At 54.2% G+C, this 15,387-nt stretch carries 14 protein-coding genes and 1 pseudogene; 3 read left to right on the forward strand and 12 right to left on the reverse strand.

The features are described from left to right. Positions 1-68 precede the first annotated feature (68 nt). A complete protein-coding gene (locus QMO62_RS07035; RefSeq protein ID WP_284639741.1) occupies positions 69-2,219 on the forward strand; it encodes a HelD family protein in 2,151 nt (716 codons plus the stop codon). A 277-nt stretch (positions 2,220-2,496) separates the two neighbouring features. Here the strand turns inward: QMO62_RS07035 and QMO62_RS07040 are convergent, their stop codons facing one another. The 5 genes from QMO62_RS07040 to QMO62_RS07060 all read right to left on the reverse strand — a co-directional run bounded on the left by QMO62_RS07040 (position 2,497) and on the right by QMO62_RS07060 (position 7,262). After that, on the reverse strand, positions 2,497-2,949 hold the full coding sequence (locus tag QMO62_RS07040; protein WP_284639743.1) for a GNAT family N-acetyltransferase: 453 nt from the start codon (positions 2,947-2,949) through the stop codon (positions 2,497-2,499). Continuing rightward, positions 2,946-3,944, reverse strand: a complete 999-nt coding sequence (locus QMO62_RS07045) for a 2-hydroxyacid dehydrogenase (RefSeq protein ID WP_284639745.1) — start codon at positions 3,942-3,944, stop codon at positions 2,946-2,948. Before QMO62_RS07045 ends, QMO62_RS07040 begins: the two co-directional genes overlap by 4 nt. A 23-nt stretch (positions 3,945-3,967) precedes the next feature. Continuing rightward, positions 3,968-4,807: an ATP-dependent sacrificial sulfur transferase LarE gene (gene larE / locus QMO62_RS07050; RefSeq protein ID WP_284639747.1), complete on the reverse strand. Its 840-nt coding sequence runs from the start codon at positions 4,805-4,807 to the stop codon at positions 3,968-3,970. A 152-nt stretch (positions 4,808-4,959) separates the two neighbouring features. Continuing rightward, positions 4,960-6,636 (reverse strand): bifunctional diguanylate cyclase/phosphodiesterase, encoded by a 1,677-nt coding sequence (locus QMO62_RS07055; RefSeq protein WP_284639749.1) that lies wholly within the window; start codon positions 6,634-6,636, stop codon positions 4,960-4,962. A 146-nt stretch (positions 6,637-6,782) separates the two neighbouring features. Beyond that, positions 6,783-7,262, reverse strand: a complete 480-nt coding sequence (locus QMO62_RS07060) for a glutathione peroxidase (RefSeq protein ID WP_284639751.1) — start codon at positions 7,260-7,262, stop codon at positions 6,783-6,785. A gap of 160 nt (positions 7,263-7,422) precedes the next feature. On the opposite strand from QMO62_RS07060, the gene QMO62_RS07065 reads away from it, so the two are divergent. Together QMO62_RS07065 and QMO62_RS07070 are read left to right on the forward strand one after the other, a co-directional pair. Further along, positions 7,423-8,724 carry an AAA family ATPase gene (locus QMO62_RS07065; RefSeq protein WP_284639753.1) on the forward strand — a complete coding sequence of 434 codons (1,302 nt, stop codon included), beginning with the start codon at positions 7,423-7,425 and terminating at the stop codon, positions 8,722-8,724. Positions 8,725-8,795: 71 nt separating this feature from the next. Continuing rightward, positions 8,796-10,511 carry a vWA domain-containing protein gene (locus tag QMO62_RS07070; RefSeq protein WP_284639755.1) on the forward strand — a complete coding sequence of 572 codons (1,716 nt, stop codon included), beginning with the start codon at positions 8,796-8,798 and terminating at the stop codon, positions 10,509-10,511. Between the two features lie 519 nt (positions 10,512-11,030). Here the strand turns inward: QMO62_RS07070 and QMO62_RS07075 are convergent. From QMO62_RS07075 to QMO62_RS07105, 7 genes and pseudogenes are all read right to left on the reverse strand, one after another. Continuing rightward, entirely contained in the window at positions 11,031-12,134 is a 1,104-nt protein-coding gene (locus QMO62_RS07075; RefSeq protein WP_284639756.1) for a DUF3900 domain-containing protein, read from the reverse strand. A gap of 108 nt (positions 12,135-12,242) precedes the next feature. Next, a complete protein-coding gene (locus tag QMO62_RS07080) occupies positions 12,243-12,551 on the reverse strand; it encodes a hypothetical protein (RefSeq protein ID WP_284639757.1) in 309 nt (102 codons plus the stop codon). Between the two features lie 121 nt (positions 12,552-12,672). Beyond that, positions 12,673-12,771: pseudogene (locus QMO62_RS07085) on the reverse strand (aminoglycoside 6-adenylyltransferase); the annotation flags it as partial. 21 nt (positions 12,772-12,792) lie between these two features. Next, positions 12,793-12,963 (reverse strand): aminoglycoside 6-adenylyltransferase, encoded by a 171-nt coding sequence (locus QMO62_RS07090; RefSeq protein ID WP_284639758.1) that lies wholly within the window; start codon positions 12,961-12,963, stop codon positions 12,793-12,795. 44 nt (positions 12,964-13,007) lie between these two features. Next, positions 13,008-13,634, reverse strand: coding sequence for a superoxide dismutase family protein (locus tag QMO62_RS07095; RefSeq protein WP_284639759.1), 627 nt, complete (start codon positions 13,632-13,634; stop codon positions 13,008-13,010). Between the two features lie 81 nt (positions 13,635-13,715). After that, positions 13,716-14,387: a GNAT family N-acetyltransferase gene (locus tag QMO62_RS07100; protein ID WP_284639761.1), complete on the reverse strand. Its 672-nt coding sequence runs from the start codon at positions 14,385-14,387 to the stop codon at positions 13,716-13,718. 13 nt (positions 14,388-14,400) lie between these two features. After that, the gene (locus QMO62_RS07105) at positions 14,401-15,270 is read right to left on the reverse strand and encodes a carbon-nitrogen hydrolase family protein (protein ID WP_284639764.1); all 870 of its coding nucleotides are present in this window, start codon (positions 15,268-15,270) and stop codon (positions 14,401-14,403) included. Positions 15,271-15,387: the final 117 nt, after the last annotated feature.

Here is a 15,387-nt window from a genome sequence, read left to right on the forward strand (position 1 = left end):
GCAAAGTTATGCTATAGTATATCTCCTGTCTAAATTGGGTAATATTCCCTACGAACGGAGGTATAAGCTTGGAAGCGGACACTCGAACAACCTTTGATCAAGAGTACGAACGGCTTACACAAACAATTCAGGAGATGGAGCAGCAGCTCGCTTATCTCGAGAACATCCCGGTATACACCGGTCATGACGCAACGGAGCAGGTGCTGGAGTCGATTCGCGAGAACAAGCGCTATAACCTGAAGCACGCAAAGCCGGAGCCTTATTTCGGAAGGCTGGACTTTCAGGAGGAGGGCAAACCGGAGCCGACCCCTCTCTACATCGGTAAATTCGGTGTGGAGAAGGCCGACAGCCCGGAACTCATGGTCGTCGATTGGCGCGCCCCGGTGGCGAGCTTATTCTATTCCTTCACCGGAGGGTTGGAGAAAGCCGGCTATGAGTCGCCCGAGGGTGTGATCGAGGGGCTTGTTTATTTGAAGCGCAACCTCGTGATCCGCAAGCAGCTGCTGCAGCGTGTCGTCGATACGTTCGATCGTGCGGGGGATGCGATGGCGGTAACGGACGAATTTCTGCTGTACCGGCTCGGAGAGAACAAGGACAATCGGCTGCGGGACATTGTGTCCACCATCCAGGCCGAGCAGGACCAGATCATTCGTGCCGGCAAAAATCACTCCCTTGTCATTCAAGGGGTCGCGGGAAGCGGAAAAACAACCGTCGCCCTGCATCGGCTTGCCTTCCTTCTTTATCAGTACCGCGATCAGGTGAAGGCAGAGAACATGATAATATTCGCCCCGAACCGAATGTTCCTCGATTACATTTCCGGCGTTCTGCCGGAGCTGGGTGTCGGCCATATTCGGCAAACGACCTTTACCGATTGGGCGCTGGAGCTTCTTGAGCATGAGGTCAAGCTGGCCGATCCGGGGCAGCGGCTTCGCCACTGGCTCGATTCGGGAACGAACCGCCCTCCTATGGATGATACGGCACCGGGCCGCTTTAAGGGCTCGGTTCATTTTATGGCTTGGCTTGATGAGGTGCTTGCTGCCTATGAGCTTCGGGCTGTTCCGACAGCCGACTTCGAGCCGTGGGAGGGTGTGCGACTTACCGCCGCTACGATTCGAGAGTGGTATTACACGGAGTATAAGCATGAACCGTTGATGAAGCGCCGCGATCGGGTATTGGCACGCGTCAAGCGTTGGCTTGAGATGGGGCTGGATAAGCTTCGCGGCTCTCACCTGGCCAAGGAATATAAGAAAAAATCCTCCGCCAAGCTAAGGGAATACGGCAAAAGCTGGACGGACTATACGCCGGTTACGTTTTACAAAGAGCTGTTTAACGGCAAGGTTGGTTTCCTAACGTCCGAGCTTACAGCACGTATTCCGGAAGCAATTCGTGAAGAAACCGCGGCCAACTTGAAAAAGAAGCAGGTTCAACCGGAGGATCTGGCTCCACTCATGTATATACGCCAGCGGTTTCACGGGATCGGCAGCGATCAGCGCTTTGACCACACGGTCATTGATGAAGCGCAGGACTTCTCCCCATTTCAAATCTCCCTGCTGTCGCGGCATACGAAGAACGGCTCGTTTTCCATACTCGGCGATTTGTCGCAAGGGATTCACGCTTATCAGGGCATCCATGATTGGCAGGAGTTTCTCTCCTTGTTTCCTGCCGAGCAAGCGGCGTACTTTACGTTAAACCGCAGCTACCGCTCGACGATGGAGATCATCTATTTCGCCAATGAGGTGCTGCGAAACGGAATGGCGGAGCCGCCCGCGTTAGCCGTGCCTGTGTTTCGGAGCGGCGAGCCGGTGGCGATGGTCCAAGCGGACGGCAAGGGGCTGCTGCTCCAGCTGAAAAGCAAGGTGGAAGCACACCGGCGGGCAAGTGAAACCGGCACCTTGGCGGTCCTCGCCCGCAGCGAAGCACGCTGCCGAGAGCTGCATAAGCAGCTTGAAAAGCTCGGCATCGCGACGAACCTTATCCTGCCTGGCCAGCAGCAATATGAAGGGGGCGTATCCGTGCTGCCGGTGTATATGTCCAAGGGCTTGGAATTCGATTCCGTCCTGCTGGTGGATGTGGACACAGAGAATTATCCTGCGGAGCCGGTGGACGCCAAGCTGCTGTATGTCGGCTGCACCCGGGCGCTGCATGAGCTTACGCTCTACTACGCCGGGGAGCCTTCCCCTCTCATTGCCGCTATTGAAGGCGATTTTGTAAGAAGATAGTATGATAAAAAGGGCTGAGCCGCGGCATTTCGTCGCGGTTCAGCCCTTCTTTTGTAGTTGACTATTACGTACCCTCGTAAATGTAACGTCCTGCGTGCCACTGCATGCCGTGTTGAGCGGCTGATGGGACGCATGAGCACCCAATAATGGCAGTAATGCGATTGCAAGCAGCGAGATTGCGTAAAAACGCGGAAATAGTGGCGAAAGTGCCACTGCATGCCATGTTGAGCGGCTAATAGGAAGCGTGAGCACCCAATAATGGCAGAAGCCGCTGCCGTTATCCTAACTCCATATCATGCGTAGCCCCCGCATAACGATCTCCCCCCGTAAAGCCCAGCCGCTCATAGAAGGCGGCCGCAGCCTTCGTATCGGTCCGAAGAACCAGCACACGATAATGCGCACCTGCTTCCCTCCGGACCTCCTCTATCAGCATTCGACCGACACCCTGACGGCGGTAGGCCGGAAGAACATACATTCTCCTAACACGTCCGATTCCGGATTGCGCAGAGTAAGGGTCTGCATTTAATCCGCATACTCCGACCGGTTGATCGTTCACGTAAGCGGCAAACAACGCCTCCCCTGGACCATCAAACCGGTTTGAACCGCTGACCAGCTCATCCGCCAGCCTCTGAATATGCCGATAACCCTCGAAGGTACTTTCGCGCACAAGGTGCTGCAGCTCGAACGAAGCCGCAGCAGCGCCTACCTTTACTACCTGAATCCCGTTCATCCCAGAAGGCCGCGCAATTCCGATACTACATTCGGCGGAATTTCACCATTCAGCGCGGCAACTATGTTCTTAGCAGCCACCATGGCCATATCCGCACGTGTTTTCGAAGTTGCCGAGCCAATGTGTGGAAGTGTGACGACATTCGGCATCGACAGTAACGGGTTATCCGGACTTGGCGGCTCCGGATCGAAGACGTCGAGACCCGCTCCGCGAATCGTTCCCGTCTGCAGCGCCTCGATCAACGCCTTTTCGTCCACGGTTTGACCGCGGGAAGCATTGATGAAGAACGCTGTAGGCTTCATCAGCTCAAAATGCTCCTTACGGATAAAATGTACGGTTTCCGGTGTCAGCGGCGTCATCAGCACGACGAAATCGGATTCCTTCAGCAGGTCCTCCAAGGAACGATATTGGGCTCCGTAGCGGGTTTCCGCCTCCTGCTGACGGCTGCGGTTGTGGTAAAGAAGCTTCATGTCAAAACCATGTACGGCCCTCTTGGCGATCGCTTCGCCAATGCGGCCCATCCCTATAATTCCAATAGTTGCATGATGGACATCCAGCCCGAACAAGGATTCCTCATTCAGCCCGATGCCACGCTGCCACTTGCCGTCCTTGACGAATCGATCCAGCTCGGCAATCCGGCGCGCAGAAGATAAAATCAAAGCCATTACCAGATCGGCTACCGTGTTATCCAACACATACGGCGTATGGGTGCCGATTACCCCGCGCTCCTTCATCGCTTCAATGTCGAAGTTGTTATAACCGACGGAAATGTTGCTTACCACCTTCAGCTTCGGCGCGCGATTCAGAAGCTCTCGATCAATCGGTCCGCCCGACGTGATCAATCCATCCACATCACCAAGCTGTTCCAGCAATCCTGCCCGGGAGGCAGCCCCGCTGCCGTCCCACATCCGGCATTCCAGGTGCTGCTCAAGGTAAGCCAGCACCTCTTGCGGGATTTGCCTGGAGATATATATTTTTTTCTTTTCCTGACTCATCCTGACAACCTCCGATTTCCGCTTTAGTTACGAGCAAGCGCCTCTGTCGGCAGCACTTCATTCAAGCTTCCGGAACGGTAACCCTTCAGATCAAGCGTAACGTAGGCATATCCGATTTCCTTCAGCTTCGCATGGATTGTTTCCGCAACGGCTACAACCTCCGCGATTTCCTGAGCGGGCACCTCAATACGCGCAAGGTTCTCATGCTGTCTTACCCGGACCTGGCGGAAGCCAAGCTGGATTAGGAAATCCTCTGCCTGATCGATCATCGACAGCTTCAGAGCCGTAATCTGCTCTCCGTACGGAATCCGTGAGGAAAGGCAGGCAAAGCTCGGCTTATCCCAAGTGCGAAGACCGAACTGTCTGGACAAATGGCGAATTTCCGATTTCTTGATACCCGCCTCAAGCAGAGGAGCCCGAACCCCTTGCTCGTGAGCAGCCTGAAGACCGGGCCGGTGGTCTCCCAAATCATCGGCGATGGCACCGAAGATGACATGCTGGTAACCTCGCTCCTTAGCAATCGGAATCAAATGATCGAAAAGCGAGTTTTTGCAAAAATAACACCGGTTCGTCGGATTTTCCGCATAGCCCGGAATATTCAGCTCGCTCGTATGAATGACTTCATGATTCGCCCCGAGCTCCGCCGCAAGCGTAATGGCCTCATGCTTCTCGCGTTCGGGATACGTCTCGGAATCCGCAGTAATCGCCAGCACACGGTCCTTCCCCAAAAACTCCAGCGCCGCCTTCAGCAGGAATGCGCTATCCACACCTCCCGAAAAAGCTACCACCACGCGATCCATAGAACGAAGGATCTCTCCGAGCCTTTCGTATTTCTGTTCTATCTTCATATCCATGACTTCCATGGCTTTCCCTCCCGGTCATCGAGCAATATCATTACGCACACGTTTGCATAAAAATAAATTGGTACTGATGACTATTATAGTCTCTTTTGTCTCATAGAAAAAGGTGTCTTGCCAACTTTCAGCAAAACACCCTTGCATATGGAGCTCTTTTTTTATACCAATACGGGACGAATCGCTTGAAGCAGCAGCTCAAATTCCTTGCCCGGCAGCGGCTTGCTGAAGAAATAGCCCTGCGCTTTCCCGCATTGCTGCTCTTTAAGAAAAAGCAAATCCTCCGCCGTTTCCACGCCCTCCGCAACGACCTCCAGCTTCAGGTGCCGGGCCATGGCAATGATGGTGGCTACAATGGCCGCACTGTCTCTGTCGCTTGCAATGTCGCGGATGAACGACTGATCGATCTTCAGCTTATGGATCGGAATTTTCTTTAAATAATGGAGCGAGCTGTACCCTGTCCCGAAATCATCCATGGAAATCCGGATCCCGAGCTGCCTAAGCTCCTCCAGCTTTCGGATGACGCGATTCATATCCTCCATAGCCATGCTTTCCGTAATTTCGAGCTCCAGGCAAGCCGGGTCCATCCCGGTCTCTCTTACAATCCGATAAATATCTCCGATCAAATTCATTTTTCGGAACTGCCGGATCGAAAGGTTCACGGACACCGTAAGCTTGCCGTAGCCCATGTCGTGCCACCGCTTGGTCTGCTCGCAGGCCTCGCGCAGCACCCACTCGCCGATTGGAATGATCAGACCGGTCTCCTCGGCGGCAGGAATGAATTCCCCGGGTGCAACCAATCCTCTTTCCGGATGCCTCCAGCGTACAAGCGCCTCCATTCCGGTCAACCGGTTCGTATGAATCTCATACTGAGGCTGGTAATATACCTCAAACTCCCCCCTTTCCAGCGCTTTGCGAAGATCATTCTCCAAGGCCAGTCTGTCCGCCGCCCGATGCCTTCCTTCCGTTCCCGGCATGAAGTCCCACGCACTTTCAACCGATCGGGTAATAGCCGCATTCCTTAACAGTGCCGTCATGTCCTCGCCGTCACGCGGGTATTGGGCGGAGCCCATCCGAATTTGCAGGTAGATAGCCTCGCCATGAACCTGATATGGCAGGGTCAGCCGCGCATAGATCGAATCCAGCTTCTCTGCCGCTCTAAGCGGCTCCTCCGGCGTCGCATACAGCATGGCGAATTCATTGCTCCCCGTCCGGCTCACGTGCTCATCGTCTGAAAGGTAGCCTTCCAGCCGTTCACTGACCATCTTGATCAACAAATCCCCGGCATTATGACCTAACGAGTCCGTAATAATTTGAAACCGATCCAGCTGGATCAATAAAACCGAAAACGGCTTCCGGCTCAAGGCAAAGGCCGCGATTCGGCGCGTCAGCTCAATCTGGAACATCGTCCGGTTCGATAAGCCTGTCAAGGTGTCATGATACGCAATATGATGGATCATTTGAGAGGCGAGCTTCAATTCCGTTATATCCTTCATCACGATGTACACCAAACGGCCTGCATCGTGAGTCCATGGGATGATCCGCAGCTCAAAAAACTGCATATGGCCGTCCGCATGCCTGAACTGCGCCTGCTGGGTTGAAGCCTGTCCCTGCATGGCCTCGTGAAACCCTTTGGAAAATGCACATATATGTTCAGGCTCCAGGAACGATACAAACGTTTTGTGAAGCAGTGAAGCCTGACGGTACCCTGTCACCCCCGGAACTGCCGGATTGACCGTTTGAATGCATCCTTTCGAATCCAACAGCAGCATGGCATCCGTGCTCATAGCAAACAAAGGCTGCTCCGCCGCTGACGTTAAGACTTCCGCGAATCGCATGATGTCCACTCTCTCCCCAAGCCGTCAGTACGTGACGATCTTCTACATCTTTCAACATTTTACCATATATGCTTTCCGGGAAATGTTGAGTTTTCATGAAGACAAACAAAAACCGCCTCCCGGACGAAGCCGGAAAGCGGAAGCTCTTAACCTAACAGCAGCTCAATATCCTCTTGAATGGCGGATGGCTCGGTACGCGCGCTGTACTGCTTGACCACCCGGCCGTTCGAATCGACCAAAAATTTAACAAAGTTCCATTCGATATCGCCTGTATGATAAGGAGCCGGAACATGGTCTACAAGATAACGATACAGCGGATGGGCGTTGTCCCCTTTTACATCGATTTTGGCGAAAAGCGGGAAGGTAATGCTGTATTTCGTCTCGCAGAAGGCTTTGATCTCTTCCTCCGTGCCCGGTTCCTGTCCGGCAAATTGATTGCAGGGAAAGCCAAGCACCGTGAAGCCGCGATCTTGATATGCCTCTTGAAGCTTCTGCAAGCCCTCGTAATGTGGAGTAAGACCGCAGGCGCTTGCTGTATTCACAATAAGCAGCACCTTGCCTTTGTAGGCTTCAAGTGTCGTTTCTTTGCCGTCGATGGTTGTGACCGGGATCGAATAAATGGACATTACTGCACTTCCTTTTCCCTAGAATAAAATCATGCCTTCCTGTATTGTACCAAATTTGCAGCTGGAAACAAACGCCATCAGTCGATTAGAGAAATGACAATGGTTTTGGTACAATAGTAGGGATTGTTTGCCGTATCATTCTTGGATGATGGAGGTCGTTATGAATACTGATATGCAGACCGTTAGGGAAAAAATAGATCAAGCCGTCTCGCTTCTCGAAAGCCGATTTCTCGAGAGGGAGGAGCTCATTCGCCTGCTGTTCCTGGGGATCATGAGCGGTGAGAACGCGCTGCTCGTAGGACCTCCGGGCACGGCAAAATCTCAGCTGGCCCGCGCTGTCGCCCAGCTGTTCGGCAGCGGAACGTGGTTTGATTATTTGCTGACACGCTTCACGACGCCGGACGAAATGTTCGGTCCCGTCTCGCTGCAAAAGCTTAAGCAGGACCAATATGTACGCCAAACCGAAGGGTATTTGCCTGCGGCTGATTTCGCATTTCTCGATGAAATCTTCAAAGCGAACAGCGCCATTCTGAATGCCCTTCTGTCGATATTGAACGAGCGCGTGTTTTTCAACGGTCAGCAGAAGATGGAGGTTCCCCTTCTTTTCCTGATGGCGGCTTCCAATGAGCTTCCGGAGGAAAACGACCAGCTGGCCGCGCTCTATGACCGGTTCCTTCTGCGTTATGAGGTGAATCCGCTGAAGCAAATGTCTAGCTACGAGCTCATGTTTCAGCTGCCCACGGATCCGCTTCCCGCCCTGTTGTCCATTCGGGAGGTGGAGTCTGTGAGGCGCGCGGCGGAAACCGTGCGTATTCCCGAAAGTCTGATTTACATGCTCTACCAGCTCAAGACCGAGATGGAGTCAAAGGAATTCGTTCTGTCCGATCGCCGCTGGCGCAAAATCGGGCAGGTGTGGAAAACATCCGCCGCCATGAACGGCCGGGACGAGGTCATTGTGTGGGATACGGTGTACACACCTCATATGCTGTGGGATTTGCCGGAGGACCTGCATCTGTTGCAGGATATGTTCCAGAAGGTGTTCCAGGACGCGCTCAAAAAGGAAACCGAACGCGAGCTGCCGCTCCGCAAATACGAGCAGGTCGCCAAGCAGTGGTCCGGTCAGGAGGATGCGCTGCATTCGTTTCAATTCAAGAAGGAGCTGTCGCGGCTTAGTAAAGAGGAACAAGAGCGGATGCGCCTGAATCTCGAGGAATGCCGTATCGAGCTAGAGGAAACGGCAAAGGAGCTGCGCGGAAAGCTGGTGCAGTGGGTGCAGCGGGAGAAGGATTTACCCGGCTACATTCGAAATCGCAATTTCTTGCTGCTGAATACAGCGCAGTATGCCGTCAAGTATACCCACCTTCGCATTCAGGGGGAACGGATTTTGCAGACGCTGCAGGGGCTGTATCGGACTTTGTACGATCGGGAGATCCCGGGAGTTACCTATGACTACACGTTATAGCACGCAGGCCATGCGCCTGACTTGCTAGTTAAGGAAATTCGCCCGCGGGCACGTAAGGAGGCTGTGGCACCATGATCATTCGCTGCGCGCGTGTGGATCGTTATGTATTCGACGGTTACGTTCACTCCTCTCGTACAGCTCAAGAATGGATTCGGGAAGCCGAAGCAAAGACACCGTGGTTCTCCATCGAGCTGTTCGCCGATTTCTATATGTGCTTTTATTTGCCGCAGCCGGTGACGGACCGTTCTCAGGAAGCCCCTCCCTTCCACCGCTGGCTTGTCGGGGAGCTTCGGAGGCAGTTTTTTTATCGCACGCTTCATCCAAGGACGCGAGGGGAAGTGAATGCCTCCTTCAAGACGGCACTGAAGGCGCTGATGTGGCTGACCGACAGCTTTGCGGAAGAGGTATCGAAGCGAAAGAAGGAAGAAAAGCAGCTGGTGACCATCGGTCTCAGCGAGAAAAACAAGCAGCAAGGTCAGGATCAAGCCTTGGTCAGCGAGCATTTATCGGAGAAGCAGATCGAGCAGCTGCGCCTTGTCGGTTACACCCTTCAGCAGGGGAAACGAAATGTTGAGGAGAAGCAAGCGGCTTTGGATAGCCGGCCTCTGGTTGAGACTGAGGTCCGACGGCTGAAGGAGCAGGTCCGCTCGCTGCAGGAGGAGATGCGGACGGAGTTTCAGCGCCGCGACAAGCTGAAAGCGAAGGTGACGAAGCTGGAAAGCGAATTGACCCAGCGCGAGAAGCAGCTTGAGCGCATGAAGAAGCGCGAGGATGAGCAGCTTCGTCAGCTGGAAGAGCAGCTCGGCGCCTGGCTGAATCGGGCGCTGCGGGAATCGCTCAGCCGCGAGGAAGCGGAGAGCCTGGACGTGTACGAGCTGCTGCAGGCCAGCCAGCGCGTGGCGAATCGCCGCTGGGGCAGCGACCTCGGTAGGCTGCATCGCCAGGAATTCGCGTCGTATTTGCAGTGGCTGGACAAGCTGAAGCGTCATCCCGAGCTCGTGGCCTTCATGCAGGAGATCGGGCGCAATCTTCAGCATCTGAAGGCACGCCGGAGGAAGCTGAAGACGCCGCGCATCCCCGAGAGCTATGACGACTTGCGGCAATCCGGGGATATTTCGCACATGCTTCCTAGTGAAGCGAGTCTGCTCGCCGATTCGGATTTCGAGGCTTATTTCACCGTCAAATGGCTGGAACGCAAGCTGCTGACCTACAACATTTCCGGCTGGACGGAAGAACCCCAGCGGGGACCGGTCATTTGCATGCTCGACACCTCGCATTCCATGCGGGGCGCCAAGCTTCGTCTCGCCCAAGTGTTCATCGCCACGTTCGCGGCTTTCAGCCTGCTGGAACGGCGCGATTTCGTGCTGCTCCTGTTCGGCGCCCGCGGCGAGCTCATCGAGCGCCAGCTGTACTGGCGCAAGCCCGATTGGCCCGCCTTCTATGCCTTGTCGCAGCTCGCCTTCGGCGGCGGCACTCACTTCGATGCCCCGCTAAAGCGCGGCATCGAGCTCGTGTCCGCCGAGGCGCGCTACCATGACGCCGATTTCGTCATGGTTACCGACGGCGTCGGCGCAGTATCTCCCGCCGTCCGCCAGCAGCTGGCCGAGCTCGGCCAGTCGAAGCAGGTGCGCCTGCACTCGCTCATTGTCGGCACGGCGCGGCAGCACCTCGCGCAGCGCTATGACCTCCTCGGCGTGTCCCACGAGGTGCGCTTCGCCGCTACCTGGGAGACACAGGAGGATGCGAAGAAGGAGCTCCTGCTCGATGTGATGAGCCGGCGTCGTTAAACCAAATCAGCCCCTTCCCTATTGAGTTACAGGGAGGGGCTGATTTGGTTTTTTCAGTATAATTAGTGACCCATCGGCAGTGGCCGTAGTGGCACTTTCGCCATTACAGACGCCCGTTTCCGCTCAAACCTACCCTGTAATCGCACTTTTGCCACTATTCGCGCCGCTTCCACCAGTTCCTCGGCAACCGGTACCGATTAGTGGCACTTTCGCCATTACAGACGCCCGTTCCCGCTCAAATCCACCCTACAATCGCACATTTGCCACTACTCGCATCATTTCCACCAGTTCCTCGGCAACCGGTACCGATTAGTGGCACTTCTGCCATTACAGACGCCCGTTCCCGCTCAAACCCACCCTGCAATCGCACATTTGCCACTACTCGCGCCGCTTCCACCAGATTCGCGTCAACCGGTACCGATTAGTGGCACTTTCGCCATTGCAGGCACCGGTTTCCGCTCAAACCCACCCTGCAATCGCACTTTTGCCACTATTCGCGCCGCTTCCTCAGGGACTATCCTAGAACGGCACCGCGGCCAGCTCCCGCTCTTCTTCCTGCACCTTCTCCTGCAGGCGCCGTACGAGCGAGTCCAGCGATTCCGGCGAGAGAAGCTCCACGGGGGAGATGCCCCTATCGAACTCGAGCGCCTCACCTTCAAGCACAACCACATAGCGGTCTCCCAGCTTGGCGATATGCAGCCGGTCGCCGAAGTCGGCCAGCAGCGCCTTCACGAACATGCTGCCGATCCGCAGCTTCAGGTCGATATCCGGCTTCTGCTCGATCATGATCGAAGCAGCCTCCATGACCTGCTCCGGCTCCCACTTCTCCTGCAGCTCGCGCTTCTCGCTATGCGCCCAGAGCTCCACCGCTTCCAGCTCGCGCTCCTTCTCCTCCGCATTATCGCTATGCTCGTAAGACTGTTCGATATACTGGTGCACGAACTCCACAACCTGATCCGTCATCAGCTGCGGAACCGATTTTTCATACTCGACAAACTTCAAGAAATCCTCGAAGTACCGGGCGTGCGACGACTGATGAATTTTCAGCTCCCAAGCCTCCAGCATGCCGGGCTCCGGCATATGAGGATACATGATGGACTTCATATTTTTGGCGCTGATAGCCATTTCCACTTTATTCAACAAACTGCGTTCATCCGTAATCCGCGCAATCTTCTGCTCAAAATCACATTTCATCACGAACAGGAAGGGCTCGTCAAAATACTGATTCAGCTTCGCTCGCCCGATGAACATCGCGCCGCCGCGAATCGCGCTGGCATCCATATACGTGCTGACCAGCTCCTCCGCATGCACGATATAATGCTCCCGAGTTTCGGCCGCGCGCAGTCTGGCAAACAAATTATAATTCGGGTTACTGTCCAGATCATAGCCCGGCTCTGCAATGAAGCGGCCGATTTTGGTTGGCACCTGCTCGGCGGACGGATTCCTTTCCGCCTTCCGCTTGGCGATCTTCGAGAACTCCCCGTCCAAGAAGTCGCTCAGTTCACTTTCGGCATAATCCTCGCCGTCCAGCGTCTGAAAGTGCTTATATCGCTTTCCGCCCTGCCCGTCTTCCCCATCCACCTGAATGACGAAAAAGGATATCATATCCACATCAAACTTCATCGCTCTATGTCTCCTTCATCTGTTAACGTCCCATGATACCGCTTTGCCCTCCCGCAGGAGAACGAACTCTAGTATACTATAGGAACATGAAAGATTCATAGGCATATTTTAACCTTCGGCAATGTCCGCCCACAGTTCTCCGGCCACTTCTATGAGCATAGGAATAACGGCTTCGTTCGCTCCCGATACGTAAATATCTCCTTGGTAATGCCGAAACGGAATCTCGATATCGCCATGCCTCCACATGAAAAAATCTCCCTCGATGGACATCGTGGCAGCACCTCTCACGGTAAACACCGACGTATAATAAAAATCGGATTTCGAAGCAAAATATGACTTCGCCTCTTCCAAAGCGATCTCGCGCGGAAAGCTCCCCGTTTCCTGGAATTCTCTTGTAATTCGATAACGTTTGCTCATAGGTTTGCCTCCCTCGGTCAAATCAAGACTTCAACGATTGATAAGCCGTCGTAGTGTGCTTTGTAATAGCGTCATCGAAGCCCGGGTACGAATATCCGTGGCGTGCCGCTATGATCTTTGATTACTTTCTGAATAAAACATAACAAATAAATAACGAGTGCCAGATTGCATCATAGCCATTGCCGGAATAAGTAGACAGCAGCGTCTCCCCATCTTCCTTCGGTAAATAGGACGGGCAATTTCATGTACCATCCTCAAATAGGATGAGATTGGAAAACCAGCTGCCTAATTCCGAAGGCAAAAGCTCCATATCCTCCGGCTTTTGCATCATCAGACGGTTCCCGGATCTATCGAACCACTCATCATCTCTTGCTCGCTTCTTATAGATACCCCACTCCCGTCTTCCCTGCATAAAGTAACACCCCGCATTCTTCACCAATGCGGGGTGCAGCCTTCCTACTGGATGACGCCGCAGGCAATGCGGGCGCCGGAATTGCCCGACGGATCGGTCTTGTAATCGTCTTCCTTCTCGTGAATAACGAGAGCTGTTCCGCCTTCCTTCAGCAGCGAGTTCGGTTTACCCTTGGCTAAAGTAACGAGAGTGGTAGTAAACTCCGCTGCCGCTTTGCCATCCGCGCCAACCTCAAGGTTCGGCAGATCACCGGCATGAGGACCCGCCGGATTCTCCGTGCCGTGCTTCTTGCCGGCCGGGTTAAAATGATCCCCCGCCGTTTTGAATTCGGGCGGATCGCATTTGCCCACTTGATGGAAGTGAAGCCCATGCTTGCCCGGAGTTAAAGAGGACGCTTCTACCTTTACCTTCACACCGGCAGCCGTCTCCGTCAGCTCCGCCTTCCCGATGACCTGCCCCTTGGCATTCATCATGTTTACCATAATCGAACCCGTTGCCGCTTCACTCATCGTGGGAACACTTTGATCCTTAGTCGTCGTGTTCGTTTGGATGTGGTTGCTGTGATCCATTTCCGCACCCGGCGCATTCTTATAAGTCGAGTTGCCGAAGCAGCCGCCGACCCCGGCGAGAAGTGCCGCGCACAATCCTGCCTTCCATAACCACCCTTTCATACCGTAAACCTCCCTTTGATATCTAACAGCATGGTAAGTCTTTCGAAACTACACCACCCATTGTTACCAAAGGAAGGAAGATTAAACGTGAAACGGATTTTTCCATTCCATCAACATTGCATAGTTAAGAGACTCCTCGTCCTCCAAATAATCGCTTACCAGCTTGACGGGAGTCCGGCCGCAGCGAAGCAGGAACGTCATGACCGGGTCCTTGAGCTCCCCTTGCATAACCGCATTCACATAAGCCTCCGGAGACATCTCTCCTGCGTGCTTATGGTACCCCGGAAGCCGGCCTCCTCCGAGAAGCCGCTCCAGCTTCAGCTGAACCACCGTCTCATACATGGACTGCATCAGACATTGGCCGAGGCCCAGCTTGCGGTAGGCAGGCGATACGCTGATATCGACGATATACAGCGTATTCCCGTCCGGTTGGTGATTGCGGATGTACCCTCCGTCCGTGATTTCCTCCCATGTATGATCGGCGTGGGAGGGATCGAAATGAACCCGCAGCCCGGTCATCGAAGCAACCGGACGCCCTTCCATCTCCACGCAGAGCGCTCCCTCCGGAAACAAGCGGACGTGGTTCGTGAGCTGCTCCTCATTCCACCAAAGCTCGGAAGGAAACGGCGGAGGAAAACATTCTCTCTGGATCTGTATGAGGCCATGGAAATCCTCCTGCGTGTAGGAACGAATCACGGCAGGCACAGGCCGCTCCTTATCAAAGACATAGAGCGATTTACGGTAACGGGACATACGCGCCTCCTCCTCAGCTCCAATCTGTATACAGATCGACTCGGCGATCCCTCCATGTGGTAACGGATCCCTTTTCTCGCACCTGATGCAGCAGCGTCAGGTCCAGATCGCCCGTGATGATCATATCGTCATTGATCTCTCCGGCCGTCATAATCCCGCCCGGCGGGAACGGTACGTCGTTCGGAGTTATTATGGCAGCCTGGCCATAGTTCCCTCTCATAAAATCAACAGTCGGCAAAGAGCCTACGGTACCCGTAGTCACAACATAGACCTGATTTTCTATCGTACGCGCGTGACATGTATAACGCACCCGGTGGAATCCATGCCGATCATCCGTACAGGAAGGACAGAAGATGACGTCCGCGCCGCGGGCACGAGCCATACGGACGATCTCGGGGAACTCGATATCGTAACAGATGAGAATGGCGATGCGGCCCTTGTCCGTGTCGAACACTTGAAGCTTATCTCCCGCAGCCATGCTCCACTCCTTGACCTCCGTCGGGGTAATGTGAAGCTTCCGCTGCTCCGCAATACGGCCGTCCGGATAGAAAAGGAAGGCAGTATTGTAGAGGCGCCCGTTTTCTTCGATGATATGGGTGCCTCCTATGATATGGGTCTTGGTTTCTGTCGCAAGACTTGTAAAAAGCTGTATATACCGTAAAGTAAAGCTCGGAAGCTCCTCAATCGACAATGCTTCGCCTTCGCCTTCTTTGTTCCCGCGTCCGATGGACATCAGCTGCGTTGTGAACAGCTCGGGAAACAGAATGAAGTCCGACTCAAACTCCGCAGCGGATTTCACATAGTGCGTGACCTGATGTGCGAACTCCTCAAAGCTTTTGATCGTATGCAAATGATATTGAACCGCGGATACCCGCATTTTCATGAAAGCCACTCCTTTAATCCATTTCTTTTCCAAATCCGTCTACAGTGTGTAACATTATACCATTCCTTCCTATAAGAAAAAAGCTAGCCCCTTGAAATAGGAGACTAGCTTCGTATC

The organism is Paenibacillus silviterrae, from assembly GCF_030167925.1.
Lineage (GTDB): Bacteria > Bacillota > Bacilli > Paenibacillales > NBRC-103111 > Paenibacillus_G > Paenibacillus_G silviterrae.